17 protein-coding genes are annotated in these 17,151 nt (G+C 71.2%); 8 read left to right on the forward strand and 9 right to left on the reverse strand.

Annotation, left to right across the window (positions count from 1 at the left end; all coding sequences use genetic code 11):
• Positions 1-52 precede the first annotated feature (52 nt).
• Positions 53-280, forward strand: a complete 228-nt coding sequence (locus tag AB1673_03580) for a helix-hairpin-helix domain-containing protein (GenBank protein ID MEW6153059.1) — start codon at positions 53-55, stop codon at positions 278-280.
• 164 nt (positions 281-444) lie between these two features.
• Here the strand turns inward: AB1673_03580 and AB1673_03585 are convergent, their stop codons facing one another.
• Positions 445-1,029, reverse strand: a complete 585-nt coding sequence (locus tag AB1673_03585; protein ID MEW6153060.1) for a hypothetical protein — start codon at positions 1,027-1,029, stop codon at positions 445-447.
• 443 nt (positions 1,030-1,472) lie between these two features.
• Here AB1673_03585 and AB1673_03590 point away from each other — a divergent pair, with 443 nt between their 5' ends.
• The 7 genes from AB1673_03590 to AB1673_03620 all read left to right on the forward strand — a co-directional run bounded on the left by AB1673_03590 (position 1,473) and on the right by AB1673_03620 (position 11,501).
• Positions 1,473-2,036 (forward strand): hypothetical protein, encoded by a 564-nt coding sequence (locus tag AB1673_03590; GenBank protein MEW6153061.1) that lies wholly within the window; start codon positions 1,473-1,475, stop codon positions 2,034-2,036.
• 291 nt (positions 2,037-2,327) lie between these two features.
• Positions 2,328-4,025 (forward strand): sialidase family protein, encoded by a 1,698-nt coding sequence (locus AB1673_03595; GenBank protein ID MEW6153062.1) that lies wholly within the window; start codon positions 2,328-2,330, stop codon positions 4,023-4,025.
• A gap of 197 nt (positions 4,026-4,222) precedes the next feature.
• Positions 4,223-5,527, forward strand: coding sequence for an alpha/beta fold hydrolase (locus tag AB1673_03600; protein ID MEW6153063.1), 1,305 nt, complete (start codon positions 4,223-4,225; stop codon positions 5,525-5,527).
• A 27-nt stretch (positions 5,528-5,554) separates the two neighbouring features.
• Positions 5,555-7,648: a prolyl oligopeptidase family serine peptidase gene (locus AB1673_03605; GenBank protein ID MEW6153064.1), complete on the forward strand. Its 2,094-nt coding sequence runs from the start codon at positions 5,555-5,557 to the stop codon at positions 7,646-7,648.
• Between the two features lie 129 nt (positions 7,649-7,777).
• Positions 7,778-8,362, forward strand: a complete 585-nt coding sequence (locus AB1673_03610; GenBank protein MEW6153065.1) for a hypothetical protein — start codon at positions 7,778-7,780, stop codon at positions 8,360-8,362.
• A gap of 113 nt (positions 8,363-8,475) precedes the next feature.
• Positions 8,476-10,038, forward strand: a complete 1,563-nt coding sequence (locus AB1673_03615) for an ABC transporter substrate-binding protein (protein MEW6153066.1) — start codon at positions 8,476-8,478, stop codon at positions 10,036-10,038.
• Entirely contained in the window at positions 10,023-11,501 is a 1,479-nt protein-coding gene (locus AB1673_03620; protein ID MEW6153067.1) for a sialidase family protein, read from the forward strand. Before AB1673_03615 ends, AB1673_03620 begins: the two co-directional genes overlap by 16 nt.
• Before the next feature lie 78 nt (positions 11,502-11,579).
• Here the strand turns inward: AB1673_03620 and AB1673_03625 are convergent, their stop codons facing one another.
• The 8 genes from AB1673_03625 to AB1673_03660 form a co-directional block, all read right to left on the reverse strand.
• Complete coding sequence (locus AB1673_03625; protein ID MEW6153068.1) at positions 11,580-12,122, reverse strand: hypothetical protein; 543 nt, start codon at positions 12,120-12,122, stop codon at positions 11,580-11,582.
• 2 nt (positions 12,123-12,124) lie between these two features.
• Positions 12,125-12,526 carry a hypothetical protein gene (locus tag AB1673_03630; GenBank protein ID MEW6153069.1) on the reverse strand — a complete coding sequence of 134 codons (402 nt, stop codon included), beginning with the start codon at positions 12,524-12,526 and terminating at the stop codon, positions 12,125-12,127.
• Positions 12,527-12,553: 27 nt separating this feature from the next.
• Complete coding sequence (locus AB1673_03635; GenBank protein MEW6153070.1) at positions 12,554-12,886, reverse strand: AAA family ATPase; 333 nt, start codon at positions 12,884-12,886, stop codon at positions 12,554-12,556.
• Entirely contained in the window at positions 12,879-13,655 is a 777-nt protein-coding gene (locus AB1673_03640; protein MEW6153071.1) for a hypothetical protein, read from the reverse strand. The genes AB1673_03635 and AB1673_03640 overlap by 8 nt, the downstream gene beginning before the upstream one ends.
• Complete coding sequence (locus AB1673_03645; GenBank protein ID MEW6153072.1) at positions 13,652-15,190, reverse strand: exo-alpha-sialidase; 1,539 nt, start codon at positions 15,188-15,190, stop codon at positions 13,652-13,654. Before AB1673_03645 ends, AB1673_03640 begins: the two co-directional genes overlap by 4 nt.
• Before the next feature lie 207 nt (positions 15,191-15,397).
• Positions 15,398-15,850 (reverse strand): RDD family protein, encoded by a 453-nt coding sequence (locus tag AB1673_03650; GenBank protein ID MEW6153073.1) that lies wholly within the window; start codon positions 15,848-15,850, stop codon positions 15,398-15,400.
• A gap of 16 nt (positions 15,851-15,866) precedes the next feature.
• On the reverse strand, positions 15,867-16,253 hold the full coding sequence (locus AB1673_03655) for a DUF2752 domain-containing protein (protein ID MEW6153074.1): 387 nt from the start codon (positions 16,251-16,253) through the stop codon (positions 15,867-15,869).
• A 65-nt stretch (positions 16,254-16,318) separates the two neighbouring features.
• Positions 16,319-17,092 (reverse strand): RDD family protein, encoded by a 774-nt coding sequence (locus tag AB1673_03660; GenBank protein ID MEW6153075.1) that lies wholly within the window; start codon positions 17,090-17,092, stop codon positions 16,319-16,321.
• Between the last annotated feature and the right edge of the window lie 59 nt (positions 17,093-17,151).

Genomic DNA, 17,151 nt, shown 5'->3' on the forward strand with positions numbered 1-17,151 from the left:
TGGTGCCATTGCCGTGTGCCCGCAACCGCCCAGTCCGGCGCGAAGATGCGCTGTGAGCACGCGCAAGCTTGCCGCGGAGTCGTTTTCGGCCGAGTTCCCACCAGCGGTCGGGCGGCCGGCCAACGCCGCCCTCGTTCACCTTGGCATCACCACCGTGGAGCAGCTTGCCGATCTGACCGAGGACGAGGTGCTGGCGATCCACGGTGTCGGCCCCAAGGCGGTTCGAGCCCTGGCCGCTGAGTTGGCCAAGCGGGGCCTGGCCTTCAAGCGGCCGCCCTAGGAGGCGGGTGTCCAAGCCCTCCTCAGGCGGCCGACAACCCCGGTGGGGTGCACGGCCCAGCCGCCCAGCGTGGAATGGAAGAGGCCCGGTGCCCCTCAGGGGACACCGGGCCTCTTGTTTGGGTACTGCTGCCGGTAGCCGGAGCTACCGGGTGTTACCGGTGACTACTTGCGCACTGCCGCAGCCGCGGGGGCCCGGCGGGCCTGGCGGACGAAGGCGATGAAGCCAGCGCCGAACAGGGCCAGACCAAGGGCACCGAGGCCGACGGTCAGGGCGATGATGCCCGAGGAGCTGCTCTCAGAGCCAAGAGCGCCCGCGGTGGTGGCGGCCGGGGTAACGACCGACTGACCGTTGGGGCCGAGGATCTGGTAGCTGGCGCGAGCCGGGGTGCCGTAGACGTCGGCGCCCTGGGCGTTCTGCTGGGTGGCCACGATGACGTAGTAGCCGGGCTGGCCGTCGGGCACGGTGAACGTGGCCGAGATGTTGCCGGCACGGTCAGGCTGGACCTGGGCGAGCGTCGCGCCGTCGACACCGTTCCACTTCAGGACGACCGGGAACGAGTTGGCAACGTTCTGGCTGTTCACGTTGAACGACGAACCGGTGACGGTGACCGTGTCGCCGGCCTTGCCCGCGGAGCTGGACAGGTTGAGGGTCGCCAGGTTGGTGCAGGCGAAGGCCGAAGCACCAGCGATGACGGTGGCTGCGGCAGCGGCGCCAAAGACGACCGATACCTTCTTACGGAGGTTCATTCCCACCTCTTTTGCTTGGTTGGTTTGGTCTGCCGATGGCCGGGCGAAGCGCAGGTGCCTACGCCTGATCCGCCTCATCGGCTCCCAAAGTCTCGCATTTCCAGAGAAATCTGGCAATAAGTTCACGAACGGTAGAGCTAGTTCGCATCTAGCTGTGCTCAGTATCTACCGGTTCCGCATCGTTTTTGAGCTGCGGTGATCGGCCATTTTGCCCTCCGAGCGTCGCCCGTTAGCGGTTTGACTACGTGCAGAGAACACCTATTGAGCATTACCGAGCGGAGTCGTAGAATCCGTTGTCAACGGGGCGGGGCCCGGTCAACCCTTTCGTCGTGCCAATGGGGGCATCGCGAGGGCGCCGGGCTTGACCGTCCCCGCGACCAGTGGCTCTGCAGGTAGCGGAGCACTTGCAAGGAGGCTTGTACATGAGAATGCGAAGGTGGGCGATGGGGAGCCTCGGCGCCGCCGGCGCAGTGCTGGTCGCTGGCGCGACCGCCTGGGCTTGTGTCTCGGGCCCGGCCATCAACTTGTCGACTGTCAACGCCAAGCCCGGGCAGGAGGTCACCTTCAACGGGACCAACTTCTCCCGGCCCGAGGCCGCCACCGTGCGGTGGAACGCCCTCGACGGCCCGGTCCTGACCACGGTCGAGCGGGGCGCCGGCAACACCATCACCGGCACGTTCACGGTCCCGGCGACGGCTACGGCCGGCAACTACGTGGTCGTCTTCAGCCAGTCCGGCGCTGACGGCAAGCTCACCCAGCTGCCCGTTCGTGCCCTCCTGACGGTCACGCCCGAGGGCGGGGCAACCCCGGTCCTCGGTGGCGGCCTGGCTCCGGTCGACACTGCTCGCCCGGCCGGCTTGGTCACGGCTGACAACGACATCAGCGGCGCCACCCTGGCCCTGATCGGCCTCGGTGTGGCCGGTGTCGGCATGTTCGTCGCCGGCATGGCCTCCCTGTTCGCCGGTCGCCGGGGCTCGGCCCCTGCGGCTGCCAAGGTCCGTAGCTGACCAAGGCGGTTGGGGCTTCGGCCCCGCAGCGAACCAGTAGTTGAACCCGAGCAGCCCCCTCGCTTTGGCGGGGGGGCTGCTCGGTTTCGCGATGAAAGCGATGTCTCGACGGGCGCTTTGACCGAAGATCGCGCGGTCCGCGCGCAAAGAACCCCTAGAGCCAGAGGCAATGGCTGAATATGATGCGGTCGATGGGTGGCTGGGTCGCACCGATGTGCAGGGTCGAGCCGCTCGATGCATGACACAACGAAGGGGGACTTGAAAATGCGAAAGCCCTGGTTACGCCGCGCTGTGGTCGCGGCGGCAGTGGTGCTCGCGGGGACGGGGTTGGCCCAGGCGGCAGAGCCGATCCGCTTCACAGCGCCGGTCAACCTGACCAAGGACGACCTCGATCCGCAGCGAACGTGGGCCGCACCCTCGCTGCTCGTTAGCCCGAGCGACCCGAACCTGATGCTGGCGGGCATGCATGAGTTCCGCAGCAAGAAGTGCAGCCTGGCCCGCTCGACCGACGGCGGCCGCACCTGGACCCGCCCCGACGCCGACCCGTCGCCCGCGTCCTACCCGTTCTGCGTGGCCAACAACTCCAATATCTTCCACTCCAACATCGCCTGGGGCCGAGACAACAGGGTCTACATGGCCATGGTGGGTTGGGACACTCCCGACACCCGCACCAAGGCCAGCGTCGTGGTCGCCCGTTCCGACGACCTCGGCGACTCGTGGGAGACGGTCGTGGCCCACGACGCCCGCCCGACTGCCGACCCCCAGCAGGTGAGCCTGCGCCCGATCACCGGCATTGTCGTGGACACTTCCGGCAGCGAGGACACCGTCTACGTGTCCTACCGCCAGCAGTTCCAGAACCAGCCGTCGGGCAGCGCGCCCCCGGTGGAGCCCTACATCGCGGTGTCCACCGACGGGGCCCGCACCTTCCAGACCTACTCGGCCATGGGTGGGGCGTTCGCCTCGGCCGACACCCGCAACCGCCAGCTCCAGGCGACGACCACGGTGCCCGGGTTCACCCCGCCCACCACGGTCGCCGGTTCCTTCGCGGCCACCCCCGACCGGGTGGAGAACTTCGGGTCGTCCACCAACGGCCACGGCCTGACCAGGGACAACGCCGGCAACCTCTACCTGGCGTTCCCCAGCCAGACGTTCAACAACGTCACCCCCGGCCAGCCCCGAGGCATCTTCGTGTCGAAGTCGACCGACGGGGGCCAGACGTGGGCGGCCGTGCAGGCGGTGCCGTTCAGCTACGAGAACCGCCAGAACACCCGCATCGCCTGGAGCCCGGGCGGCGGCTCTCAGGGCACCCTCCACGTGGTGTGGGAGGCGGCCATGGGGCGGCCGGAGATGAACCAGTACGCCGACCTGGCCTACATCCGCTCGACCGACGGGGGTCAGACGTGGAGCCAGCCATCGCGGATAGCCGACGACAACCCAGCCGACCTGCGGGGCAAGTACATCCCGAACATCACCGTCGCCCCCAACGGCCGGGTCGACGTGGCCTGGTGGGACCTGCGTGACGACCCCGGCGTGCGGGGCATGGACGTGTACTACGCCTACTCCGAGGACGACGGTGTGACGTGGTCGCGCAACTACCGCATCACCGACCAGACCATCGACCGCCGCTACGGGGTGTGGGCCAACAACTTCGACCAGAACTCGCCCCCGGGGCTGGCGTCGACCAACGAGGTGGCTCTGATCGCCTGGGACGACACCCGGTTCTCCACCGGCGAGGAGGGTCAGGTACGGGTCGACGACCCGACCAACACCATCGGAGTCGGAGGCGGCGTCCAGGACGTGTTCGTGTCCGCCGTGCAGTTCGACACCATCGCCGGGGGCGCTTCTCGCACCACCAAGATCCTGCTGGCCGGCCTGGCCGGCCTGCTCGGGGTCGGGCTCGTGCTGGGCCTGGTGACGATGGTGTCGAGAAGGCAATCGGGGCCGGCTCCCACCCGTATGTCCCCCACCGAGAAGGCGGGCGTCAAGTAGGGCCGCGCCCTTCGGGGCCCGCCAGTTCGTAATGAGGGGCCGGCCGCCAGGCCGGCCCCTCGGCGCGCGCCTCGTACCCAGGGGTCAACCCGGCGGGGCCGGCCGCCGGCCCGTAGACTGTGGGCAGCATTCGCGGGCGACGGGGCGGGCCCGGGGGGCCGGTCCCCGGCTCGTCGCCCACCAAGGAGGTCGGACCGATGTTGTCGGCGCCTGCGGCCGTGTGCCGCAACCACAAGAAGCGCGAGCGGGTGGCGACGTGCGGGATCTGCTCGTCCGCCTTGTGCGTCGACTGCATCGTGCACACGGCCGTGGGTGTCAAGTGCCGGTCGTGCACGGGCGGGGCGGCGGCCACCGCCCCCAACGCCACCCGGGCGGCCCGCGAGAGCAAGGCCCGCGACGCCGGGGCCAAGAAGCGGCGCTGGGCCGTGCCCGTGGCCGCCGCCGGGGCGCTGCTCATGGTGGCCGGCGGTGTGGCCGTCCTCAGCCGAGGGGGTGGCAGCGGATCGACGGTCGTGGCCGACGCCCCCGCCGTCGAGGGCGGTGACCACGACTCGAGTGCCGGCAGCGGGGGGTTCGTCGATCGCAAGGCCGACTTCCCCGGGGCCGGCGGCCTCAACGTAGGAGCGACCCTCTCGGTGCCCGGGGGCCTGGGCAACGGCCGGGCACCGGCCGTGCTCATCATCCCGGGCGGGGGGGCGCAGGACCGCAACGGCGGGATCCAGATCGGCACCCAGCTGCCCGACCCGCTCTATGCGGACCTGGCCGAGACGTTCGCCCAGAACGGCATCGTCAGCCTGCGCTACGACCGGCGGGGCTCGCCATCCATGGCCCTGCCCGAGAACACCCCGCTGCGCTGGGACGACCTGCTGGCCGACGCCAAAGCCGGTCTCGACTTCCTGAGCGAGCGCCGCGAGACCGAGGGCCAGCCCATCACGGTGCTCGGCTACGACCAGGGTGGGTTCATCGCCATGCGCCTGGCGGCCACCGACCCCCGGGTCAAGGGCGTGGTGCTGCTCTCGACGCCCGCCCGCTCGTTCGCCGAGGTGGTGGCCCACGACTTCGAACGGGCCATCGCCGACCCGGTGAAGGCCCAGGAGGTAGCCGCCCAGGCCCGCTCGGCGGCCGACGAGCTGGTGCGCACAGGAGCGGCTCCCGATCTCCAGGGCCTCCACGAGGAGATCCGCCTGATCTTCCAGGGGAGCATCCACTACCTGTCGGGCCTGTTCGCCTTCGACCCGCTGGCCGAGGCGTCGCGGGTGAGGGCCCCGACCCTGCTCGTTCGGGGCGGGGCCGACGGCAGCATCCTGGCCAGCGATGTCGAGGCCCTAGGACGGGCCCTGGCCAACCACGACACGGTGGTCGCCCCCGCGGGCAGCAACACCCTGGCCCTCCCCCCGGGCGCCGAGGGCCGCTTCCACAACCCGTCCCGCCACGGCACCACCCGCGACGGCGACGCCACCTTTGCCATCGCCGACTGGGTCAAGACCAACGTCCGGTCCTGACCGTCGACGGCCGTCCCGGGCCCGGGTTTGACGGTCGCCCCCTTCGGGACCTGGCCCTCGCCTATCAGTGCGTCGGTCGTGGCCCAGGGAGCAGTGTCCCTCGGCCAGGTGCGGACCAGCGAGCAGGCGGGAGGGCCGCCCCAGGTCTGGTGGGTGGAGGGCCGTCCCACCGAAGGGGGGCGCCAAGTCGTGGTGCGCGACGGCCGGGACATGCTGCCTCCCGGCTTCTCGGCCCGTTCGAAGGTGCACGAGTACGGCGGAGGTGCCTACTGCGTCCGCGGTGACGACCTCTACTTCGTCAACGACGCCGACCAGGGCCTGTGGATGGTGAGGACCGCCCCCGGTCGGCCCCCGGCCGACCCTGTGCGCCTCACCCCCGACGACGGGGCCCGATATGCCGACCCGGACGTGCACCCGGCAGCCGGCGGTTGGCTGGCGTGCGTGCGCGAGAGGCACCTGCCCGGGGGCGTGGTCAACGACCTGGTGGCCGTGGATGTGGCCGTGGAGGTCGATGTGGCCGTGGACGTCGATGGGGCCGTGGCGCCGGGGCGGGCCACCCCCGGGCCGCCCCCGGCGCCGGTCGTGCTCGCCTCCGGGCACGACTTCTATGCCGCCCCCCGCTTCAGCCCTGACGGGCGCCTCCTGGCGTGGTTGACCTGGGACAGCCCCGACATGCCGTGGGACAGCACGACGCTGTGGACCGCCCCGTTCCCGGGCGACGCCTTGACGGAGCTGGCTGGCCGGGCGGTGGCCGGCGGCCCCGGCCAGTCGGTTTCCCAGCCCCGGTGGTCCCCCGACGGCGGCCTCCACTACGTCTCGGACCGCTCGGGATGGTGGAACCTCTACCGCCACCGGCCCCAGGCCCCCGACGCGCCCCTGGCCCTGGCCCCGATGGAGGCCGACTTCGCCCGGCCCGACTGGGTCTTCGGCCAGTCGAGCTACGCCTTCCTCGAGGACGGCCGTCTGGTGGCCACCTGGCACGAGCGGGGGGCCTGGCGCCTCGGGATGGTGGCCGAGGGCAAGGTGGCGGGCCTGGACGTGGCCTTCAACGACGTGTCCTCGGTCCAGGGGGCGGGCCGGGAAGTGGTGGCCGTGGCCGCCGGGCCCCGCCAGGGCCCTGCGCTGGTCGCCGGTCCGCCCGAAGACACAGGGCCGTGGCGGACGCTGCGCCGTTCCCGCCCGGCCGAGCTGGCCGAGGAGGCCGTGTCCGAGGCCCGGCCATTCGAGTTCCGCTCCTCCGACAGCCGGCCGGTATACGCCTACTTCTACCGGCCTCGCCTTGCAGGCTGGGAGGGACCGCCCGGTGAGCTCCCACCCCTGGTGGTGCGCTGCCACGGTGGGCCCACGGCGGCCGCCTCACCCGGCCTGAGCGCCGAGGTCCAGTTCTGGACGAGCCGGGGCCTGGCCGTGGTCGACGTCAACTACAGCGGGAGCAGCGGCTACGGCCGGGAGTACCGGCGCCGCCTCGACGGCCAGTGGGGCGTGGTCGACGTGGCCGACTGCCGGGCCGCGGCTCGTAGCCTCGTCGACGCCGGCGAGGTCGATGGGCGGCGGGTCGCCATCCGGGGGAGCAGCGCCGGCGGGTTCACCGCCCTGGGGGCGCTGGTGGCCGACGCAGCCTCGGGCGAGGCCGGCGAGGGTGCCGGCCTCTGGGCGGCGGGCACGAGCCTCTACGGGGTGGCCGACCTCGAGTCCCTGGCGGCCACCACCCACAAGTTCGAGGTCCACTATCTCCACCGCCTGGTCGGCCCCTACCCCGAGAACCGCGACCTCTACCGGCGCCGCTCGCCGCGATGGCGGGCCGACCGCATCCGCACCCCGGTCCTGGTCCTGCAGGGGGCCGACGACCCCGTGGTGCCTCTCGCTCAGGCCGAGGCGTTGGTCGAGGCCCTCGGGGCCAACGGCGTACCCCACGCCTACCGGGTCTTCGCAGGAGAGCAGCACGGGTTCCGCAGAGCGGAGACGATCGCCGCCGCCTTCGAGGCCGAACTGTCGTTCTACGGCCAGGTCATGGGCTTCGAGCCGGCTGGTCAGGTGCCCGAGCTGCCCGTTGCCGGGCTGGTCCCGACGAAAGGCCTGGTCAAAAACGATGCGAAAACGGTAGATACAAAGAACATCTAGATGCTAGTTAGGTAGAGCCAGAAGATGCCTATTGCGGGTTCTGGGGCGAGGTGAGAGACTGTTCACTGCAAGGCAGCAAACCGAGGCCCAAGTGCGGCCCGGTCCGAGAGCAAAGGTGGGCCCTAAGAAATGAACCTCCGCAAGAAAGTGTCCGTCGTCTTCGGCTCGGCCGCTGCGGCCACCGTCATCGCTGGTGCTTCGGCCTTCGCCTGCACCAACCTGGCGACCCTCAACCTGTCCAGCTCCGCGGGCAAGGCCGGCGACACGGTCACCGTCACCGGCTCGTCGTTCAACGTGAACAGCCAGAACGTTGCCAACTCGTTCCCGGTCGTCCTGAAGTGGAACGGTGTCGACGGCGCGACGCTCGCCCAGGTCCAGCCCGACCGTGCCGGCAACATCTCGGCCACGTTCACCGTGCCCGACGGCCAGCCCGGCTACTACGTCATCGTGGCCACCCAGCACAACGCCCAGGGCGCCGACGTCTACGGCACCCCGGCTCGCGCCAGCTACCAGATCCTCGGCCCCAACGGTCAGTCGGTCGTCACCCCGGCCGCCACCACCGCAGGCGCTCTTGGCTCTGAGAGCAGCTCCTCGGGCATCATCGCCCTGACCGTCGGCCTCGGTGCCCTTGGTCTGGCCCTGTTCGGCGCTGGCTTCATCGCCTTCGTCCGCCAGGCCCGCCGGGCCCCCGCGGCTGCGGCAGTGCGCAAGTAAGCTTCCTAGCTAGAACTGCGGCTGACGCCGGGCACCCACTAGGGTGCCCGGCGTCGTCGCGTTGGAGGCCTAGCTTGATCCGTCATTCCCGATCGGTCGCCGCAGTCGTAGCGGTGGCATTTGTACTTACGGCCTGTGGCGGCGGGGAGGGGCTCACCGATGACGGTGCCCTTCCCGAAGCGGGGAGGGCGGAGAGCCAGGACCTGCGGGTGGCCGTGGGCCAGGACCCGTTCCTGGGCGGCAACCCCCCGAACCTCAACCTCGGGCTCTCCACCAACGGGCCCAACCCAGGGATCTTCGAGACGCTCACCCGCCTGACGGGCCAGTTCGGCCTCCAGCCCGGGCTGGCCACCCGCTGGGAGTCGCCCGATCCCGAGACCTGGCGGTTCACGATCCGCGAGGGCGTCACCTTCCACAACGGCACGCCCCTCGACGCCCAGGCGGTGGTGTCCAGCCTGGAGACCGTGGCCAGCCGCCAGAACCGGCCCCGCGGCCTCGAGCCCGGGGCGGCCCGGGCCACGGCCCCCGACACCGTCGAGATCCGGTTGTCGGCGGGCAACTCCCGGCTGGCCGAACAGCTGGCCAACCCCAACATGGGGATCGTCGCCCCCGGGACCCGGGCAGGCGGAGGCGACGACCCGTCACTCATCCCGACCGGTACGGGCCCGTTCCGGTTCGAGAGCTACAACCCGGGCGACCGTCTGGTGGTGCGGGCCAACGAGGATTACTGGGGCGAGAAGCCTCAGCTCACCAGCCTCACCTTCCGCTTCGGCCCCGAGGAGGACGCCGGCCGCCTGTTGGCCACTCGCCAGGTCGAGCTGGTGGGCCACGTACCCTACGACGCCCTCCCCAGAGTCTCCGGGCGGACCGACAGGGTGGTCAGCTCCCAGCCCTTCCGGGCCCATTACCTGCTGCTCAACGCGGGTGGCGTCGAGGGCTTCGCCACCCTCAAGGAGGACAACGTCCGCCGGGCCATCGCCCTGGCCATCGACCGGGACGCCGTGCAGAAGGCGGGCTGGCCCGACGAAGGGGATGACAGCCACACGCTCATCCCCGAGCTCGTGCTGGCGGACTCGGCCAGCCGGGTGCGTCCACCCAACCAGAACCTCGATGAGGCCCGCCGGGCGCTCGACCAGGCTGGCTGGGTGGCGGGCCCCGAAGGGATGAGGGTCAAGTTAGGCCAGCCCTTGTCGCTCACGCTGATGCTGGCCCGCCCGGCCGAGCAGGCGAAGGCGGCTGCCGAGGTCAAGCGCCAGCTGGCTGAGATCGGGATAGGCGTGGAGGTCGTGGACCCGGCGCCCGAGTCCCCCTTCGTCAGGGTCAACAACTCGACCTTCGACATATTCATGGCCACCCAGGCCCAGGACGACGCCAACCCGTGCTCGCTGTGCCGGTTCTTCAGCATCCGGCCCGGGGGCACACTGTCGTTCGCCGGGTCGGTGGGGGGCGGGGCCAAGGCCGACGACCTCTACGACCGCACCTACGTCTCGCCGTCGGTCGACACTGCCCGGCGGGCGGCCGCCGACCTGATCAACGTGGTCGTAGCCGAGCGCTTCACGGCCGTCCCCCTGGCATCGGTCCGTACGGTGTGGCTCGCATCTCCTCGGGTGCGGGGCTTCGAGCCTGCGGCCCTCGGCGGTGACCAGCGGTGGAACAGCGTGTGGCTAACCGTCTGACCAAGCTCGCGGTCGCCGCCCTCGTATTGGCCGGGGCCTTGCTGGCCCTGGCCGGGCTGCGCCCCGAGCCCGCGGGTGTCGGGCTGTCGGGGGCCGGGTTCGTGAACGCCGACCGGCCGGGCATCGACAACCACAACTCCCCGGCGGTGGCCGCCGACCCGACCCGGCCGTCGGTCGTCGTGCTGGCCGACCGCATCGACAGCCCTCGTTTCTCGTGCTCGCTGCACATCTCGACGACCGCCGGGGTCACCTGGCGCCCACTGGCCCTGCCCCTGGCCCCCGAGGCCCCCAACTGCTTCTGGCCGGACGTGGCCTTCGACGCCAATGGGCGACTGCTCGTCCTGTACACGGCCACCGGCGGGCGCTTCAACCAGCCCCTCGGGGTCTGGCTCCAGCCCTTCGAGGGCGAGGCTGCCAGTGGGCCGGCGGTGCGGGTGGCCGGGGGAGAGGCCTTCCACGCCCACATGGCCGTCGACGGCCGGCGGGTAGCGGTGGCGTATGTGCAGGCGCCACCCGAGAACGCCGACCGCCCCCTGGGCTTCGAACCCGGCGCCCATCCCCTGATGGTCGTGCGCTCCGAGGACGGCGGGGCCACTTGGTCGGCCCCCGTCCAGGTCAGCCAGGCCCCGGCCCGGCCTGCCCACCCGTCGGTCCTCTACGACCGAGAGGGGCGCCTGGTGGTGGGTGCCCTCGACTACAACGACGACGACGACAACTACGCGGGCAGCCACGAGGGCCAGGGCGGGCCGCCGCCGCCGGCCACTTGGCGGGTGCTGGCCTGGACGTCGGGCGACGGCGGAGCCACCTTCGGGGCCAGCCCGGCGGTGGTGGCCGACGGGGTCGAGGTGCCCCAGCGGGTCGTCATCGACCTCGCCCCGGGCCCGAGCTTCGCGACCGACCCGGACGGCGGCGCCGTCTACGCGGCCTGGGAAGGGGGGGTGGGCGACAGTCGGGGCGTCTTCTTGTCCCGCTCGGACGACGGCGGCCGGTCGTGGTCCAGCCCCGTCGAAGTCGCGCCCGGACCGGGTGCCCAGTTCCTCCCCGCCCTCGACGTAGCCCCCGACGGCCGGGTCGACATCGTGTTCTACGACCGCAGCCGCGACCCCGACGACGTCCTCGCTTACCCGGTGGTGGGTTCGTCGTGGGACAACGGGGCCACGTTCGTCACCCGGACGGCCTCGGAGCGACCGTTCGACTCCCGCATCGGCCAGGGCGGCCAGCAGGCCGTCACCCAGCTCGGCAACCAACTGGCCGTGCTCTCACGCGACGGCTCGTTCCTGGCCTTCTGGGCCGACACCAACCGGCCCACGACGGCGGCCGCCGAAGTCCACGACCTAGCCGTCGTCACGGCCACCCCCCGCATCGCCGGGGGCCGATCATGGGGACTGGCTATCCCCGGCCTGGCCGTGCTGGTGGCGGGCGCCGCCATCGGCGCCCGGGCCGTGGCCCACCGCCCCCGCTGACGGGCCCTAACCCCCGCAACCGGTGTACGAACCGCGCCGGGACCGGCGCGTTCTGCACACCGGTCCGGTGAGCGGGGGTTAGGTCCCGGCTTCCTGGTCGGCCTTGCCCTGGTCCTTGGCCGCGGCCTGGGCGGCCTCGATGGCGGCTAGGTCGGGCCAGTGGGCCACCGTCCACATCAGGCCGAAGCCGAAGACGGCGAAGGCGGCCGACGAGTGGTAGATCGTCGGCGGCCAGGGGGCGAGGTCGCGGAAGGCCTCGGAGATGAGCGGGACGTGGGTGGCCACCATCCAGAAACCGGCCAGCAAGACGGCCATACCCGAGAAGAAGGGGATGGCGCCCGGCCCCCCCGGGCGCTTGCGGGCCATCAGGGTCACCAGCGACACCACGGCCACGAGGATGCCGGGGATGATGTGGTCGGCGATCTCCTTGGACGGCTCAGTGTTGAGGTAAGGGCCGCTGTACTGGGGAAGGGTGGCCCACAAGGCCACGCCAAAGCCGACGATGGGCAGCCAACGGCGGGGGTCGGCAGGTGGCGAGGACGAAGCGGCTTCCGCCGGCCCCGCCCCACCGGGAGCCGCGTCGGTGGCTACCGCCTCGTCGCGGGCCGGCCCGTCGCTCACGCTCAGACGGCCTTGGGCAGGAGCTGCTCCGCCAGCCCGACCAGTGCGCGGACGGCGGGGGCGTCGGGTGCGTGGTCGATGGGGGCCACCCCGTAGCGGTCGGCCTCGCGGATCTTGGGGTCGTCAGGCACGGCGATGACCTCGATGCCCGGGAAAGCGGCCCTGATGGTCTCCACGTCGGCCTCGTGGCGGATGCGGTTGGCCACGACCACGACCCGCTGGAGCAGCTTCTCCTTGGACAGCTCCACGGCCCGGAGGCCCACTTCGATCGACTTGGGGGTGGCCTCGACGACGACGATCACGGTGTCGACCTTCTGCTCCTCCAAGCGGGTGAGCGTGCCCACGCCCGCCTCGAAGTCGGCGATGACCGTGTCGTTGGGATCGAACTCAGCGGACCCGAGCAACTGCTCGGGAGAAAGCCCACATCAGAGTCAGCCGGGTTCGGGGTTGTCGATGCGGGACACCACGGCCAGCCTCACCCCGTCAGGCCCGTCGGACCCGTAGCGGCCGATGAGGGTGTCCCAGGTGGGTGCGTGCTCCTCCTGGCCTTCGTCGAGGGCCTGGCGCATGGAGATCAGCCGCTCGGTCTCCTCGTCGCCCACCCCCAGCGAGATACCCAGGTTGGGGTTGGAGTCGCAGTCGAGAGCGACCACCGCTTGACCGCCGCGGGCCAGCGTGCGGGCGATGACCGACGAAGTCGTCGTCTTGCCCGAACCGCCCTTGCCGACCACTGCCAGCTTCATGCGCGCAACCTCATCAGGCACCTACCGTTTCTCGGGCGACCACCCGGTCGACCACTGATTCTACCTCCCGGACCGCCTCCGAACCGGGTGCTTCGTCGATGGGCGCCCGCCGAGCGCGCTCGGCGTCGGCGAAGGCCTCGTCCCAGGGGATGGCGCCCACGACCTCGATGCCGGTTCGCTCGGCGACCATGTCGGCGTCGTCGGGGCTGCGGACCTTGTTGACGATGGCGTAGACCTGCGAGACGTTCTCCAGGTCGATCATGCGGGCCAGCCGCTTGGCCGACAGGATGCCCGCCGACCCCGGCTCGACCACGATCAGTACCGTCCTGGCGAACGTCCCCCACCCCGTGAAGGGCTGGCGGGTGCCACCCGGCAGGTCGCCGACAACGTGCCAGTGGTCGTCGGGCAGCCGGTTGGTGATCTGGCGGAAGGCCATCTGCGACTTCCATAGGCGCTGGCCGCTCTCGGCCTGGCCCTTGACCTTGCCGAACTGCAGGAACCGCACCCCGTCGGGGGCCTCGACCGACCACCGGCCGATGGACTCGACGACGTCGAGGTCGTCGACGAGGCGGAACCGTGGGCCCCGCTCGCCTTCGGCCCGCTCCCGCACGGCTTCGTCGGGGATGCGCACGTCGTCGTCGATGTCGAGGCCCAACGACAGGGCCAGGCCCGGCAGGGGGTCCGAGTCGACGGCCAGCACGGGCTCTCCCCGGCGGGCCAGGAACCGGCAGAACGTCCCGGCGATGGCCGACTTGCCGGCCCCGCCCTTGCCCACGAAGGCCACTCTCATGTCTTTGCCGTCTCCTTCGGTTCGCTGGCCGGCTCGGGCCGGGCCCCCTGGCGCAGGGCGGTGGCCAGGGCCGCGGCCCCGATCACGAACAACCCCAGGATCACCGGCCACGAGCCCAGGAACGGGGTCTCGTCGGCCAGGGTGACCCGGACTGTGCCGATGTCCTGGCGGTCGTCGGCCTTGCTGCCCTGGCGGGTGTCGGTCCAGGCCGCCACGACGGTGTTGCCCGAGCTGTCGATCCCCAGCTTGGTGCCGAAGTCGACCCCGTGGAGCAGGCTGACCGAGGGACCGATGCCCGAGTCGAAGGCCTCGGAGGTCAGCCGCCGGTTGGTGAACGTCTCCCCGCCGTCGGTCGAGGTGCCCAGGAAGACGTCGGTCAGGATGTTGCGGGTATCGCGCCGGCGGTCGTAGAAGACCACGTCGACCCGGCCGTCCTCGTTGACGGCCACCCGGGGCAGGTACTGGTCGGTGCCGTCCCGCAGGGGGTTGTCGTTGACCCTGATGGGTGCCGACCACGTACGGCCGCCGTCGGGCGACTTCTTGATGAACACGTCCTCGTCGCCGTTGCGCCCGTCCATCCACGTGGCGTAGATCTCGCCCCGGGGCCCGACGGCCAGGCCCGGGGACTCGGGCAGGTAGACCAGGAACCGCCTGGTCGGGATCAGCCCCGATTCGAACTCGACGCCCGGTGTCCACGTCTGGCCGCCGTCGCCCGAGCGGGTGACCACCAGCGCCCACGGGTCCTCGAACACCGGGCCCTCGAGGTTCTCGAAATCGCGGCGGTCGCCCTTGTAGTCCTGGTAGAGCACGGTGACGTTGCCGTCGCGGTCGACCGCCGGGCTGGCCGAGGCGACCCGGTCGCGGCTGGAGTCGCTGATCACCACCGGCTGGGTCCACGTGTGGCCGCCGTCCTCGGAGCGGACGGTGACGATGGGGTTCTTGCCGAGCAGGCTCAGGTTGCCCGTCTCGCCTCCCTGGAGCCACGTGATGTGGATGGTGCCGTCGGGGGCGACGGCCATGCGGGCCTGGAAGATCTCACCCACGCCGCCGGCGATGCGGGTAGGCGGTGAGAGCGTGCGCCCACCGTCGGTCGAGGACGCGATCCACAGGTTCTCGGGGCCGTTGCCGTTGCCGACGAGGTTGACGTAGATCACATACAGAGTGCCGTCGCTGGCGAAGGCGGCGTCGGGCCCGAACGGGCACGGCCTGCCGGCCGTCGTGGCCGAGCACAGGCTGGTGCCGTTGGGCAAGGGCAGCTCTGTGGGTGCCCACGTGCGGCCGTTGTCCTCGCTGTAGTGGAGCAGGGCCGAGTAGTAGGGCCGGTCGACCCGGTAGGTCACGACCAGGTTGGACCCGTCCCGGGGGTTACGCACCATCGTCGGCGAGTTGATGGCATGGATGCGGGTCTCACCCTCGACCAGCACGTTCTGGTGGATGGTGGTGGTGGTTTCCGTGGTCAGCAACGAGGCCGCGCCCAGCACCGCACCCAGGCCGCAAACGATGGCCACGATGGCAAAGATCTTGCGACGGCCCACGCTGTGACTGTAGCCGCGGCCCCCACCTTGGTCTTCGTCAGGAAATGGGGGCTCGCGTCGTGGCCGGCCAGACGCGAAAGGGGGCGAGAAGGGGTCCCGCTAGGGGGACCCCTTCTCGGGAGGGGGTTTGCACCGCAGAGTGGTGCGAGCGGTTCCTACCCCGCGCCCCGCGGCCCAAACCGGCTTTCGCAGATTTCTTCTCGGCGGTCAGCCAGGCCAGGCGGCGACCGGGTAGGCCGACGTGGGGACCACGACTGTGCCTGCGATCTTGTCGTGCCAGGTCTGGTTCTCACTGTCCCACAGGGACCAGAAGTACCCGAGCAGGCACGGGATCGTGGAGATGATGCGGCCGACGTAGCGGAGCAGGGCCTTACCGACTCCCAGAGGCGCGCCGGTGGTGAAGTCGATGACCCTGATGTTCATCACCTTCTTGCCCACGGTCTGGCCCGAAGGGCTGCCTTCGAGGTAACCCCAGTACGCCAGGCCCGCCAGCAGGCTGAGGGCGCCGCCCGCGTTCTGGCCGAGTATCCCCTGGAGGATGGCGCCCACGAGGCCGAGGATCACCCCGTCGATGAGGACGGCTACGAACCGTATGCCGAAGCTGGCCCGTGGCCCGCTGGGCCCGCTGGCGGTGGGAGGGGGTGCGTCGTACTGAGACATTCGTTCTCCTTGTCGGTCAGATGAACGGGGAACGCCACAACTGGTAGGTCCACATCAGGCCGAGCACGGCCACCACGGCCCACGTGGGGGACCTCACCACCCGGGGCCGCCCGGTGAGCAGGACGGCGACCGCCAGGGCGGTCACCACGAGCCCGGCGGGGGCCGCGACCAGCGAGTCGGCCCACCGGAAGTCGACGGCCGCCGTCACGCTCGTGGTCATCCCGCACAGAGGGCAGGGGGCACCGGTCAGCGAACGGAGAGGGCAGGGGAACCCGGGCACGCCCGGCAGGAGGGGACGGGCGGCCGCAGCCGCCAACATCACGCCCGCCCCAGCCCTCAAGTCACCCAGGCGAAGCTCGCACTGGCCCCCGGAGGAAACCCGGGGTGAACCCGCTTTCCGCACGTACGCGAGCGTACGGTAACCATGCGCCGGCTGCTCGGGCCCGTTCTCCGGCGCCGCCTCGGGGGTCACGCCCGATGGCGCTTGGCCGATTCGAGGGCCTCGAGGAACCCCTCGGCGTCCAGGCCGTCGGCCGGGCCGACGACCTTGGGCCGCAACCGCCCCGCCAGCTCGACGGCCAGGCGGGACCGGGCCTCGGCGGTGAGGCCCCCGCGCCTTTCCAGGAAGCGACGTACGGTTGCCACTTCCTCGGCCGTGATCGCCGAGACGTCCCACCGCCACAGGTCCGGCTGCGGCCCGTCCGACCCCGACCGCGGCGGCGACGGCGGCGGCGTGGGTGGCGGCCGCCGGCCGCCCCGCCGCTCTCTGACCACGACGGTCCCCGCGGCAAGGTCCCCCAGGCGCTGGTTGCGGGAGCTGGCCAGCACAGCCACCGTCCCGACGGCGTAGGCGAACGGCAGGAAGTCGACGAGGCGCAGCAGGTTGCGCACCGCGGACGTCAGCAACCCGACAGGGCTCCCGTCGGTCCGTACCACCCGCAGGCCCGTCCAGCGCTTGCCCGGGGTGCGACCCGAGGCCAGTACCTCGAAGGCCACGTCATAGCCGAACTGGACGACGAACAGCACGATCAGGAACCCGGCGAACGCCAACTCACCCCCGTCACCCCCGTCCCCCCCGTCCGTTGCCACCAAGGCGAGACCGGCGCCCATGGCCCCGACCACCGACCACTTGACCGCCTGGTCGATCACGGCCGCTATGAACCGCGAGCCCACGCCCGCCAAGCTCAGCTGGACCTCCAGCCCTTCGGGGGTGGCGATCGAGTAGCTGTCCTCGTACGACACCGTCCCAGGAACCTAGCTGGCTCGGGGGCTGCGGCCCACGGGCCCGGCGGCGCCGGTAG

It is taken from the genome of Actinomycetota bacterium (assembly GCA_040754375.1).
Taxonomy (GTDB): domain Bacteria; phylum Actinomycetota; class Acidimicrobiia; order Acidimicrobiales; family AC-14; genus JBFMCT01.

Excerpts from the sequence above, each read along its gene's own strand:
- AB1673_03650 (MEW6153073.1), bottom strand. The coding sequence starts at position 15,850 with ATGTCTCAGTACGACGCACCCCCTCCCACCGCCAGCGGGCCCAGCGGG.
- AB1673_03585 (MEW6153060.1), bottom strand. The coding sequence starts at position 1,029 with ATGAACCTCCGTAAGAAGGTATCGGTCGTCTTTGGCGCCGCTGCCGCA.
- AB1673_03590 (MEW6153061.1), top strand. The coding sequence starts at position 1,473 with ATGGGGAGCCTCGGCGCCGCCGGCGCAGTGCTGGTCGCTGGCGCGACC.
- AB1673_03640 (MEW6153071.1), bottom strand. The coding sequence starts at position 13,655 with ATGAGAGTGGCCTTCGTGGGCAAGGGCGGGGCCGGCAAGTCGGCCATC.
- AB1673_03600 (MEW6153063.1), top strand. The coding sequence starts at position 4,223 with ATGTTGTCGGCGCCTGCGGCCGTGTGCCGCAACCACAAGAAGCGCGAG.
- AB1673_03610 (MEW6153065.1), top strand. The coding sequence starts at position 7,778 with ATGAACCTCCGCAAGAAAGTGTCCGTCGTCTTCGGCTCGGCCGCTGCG.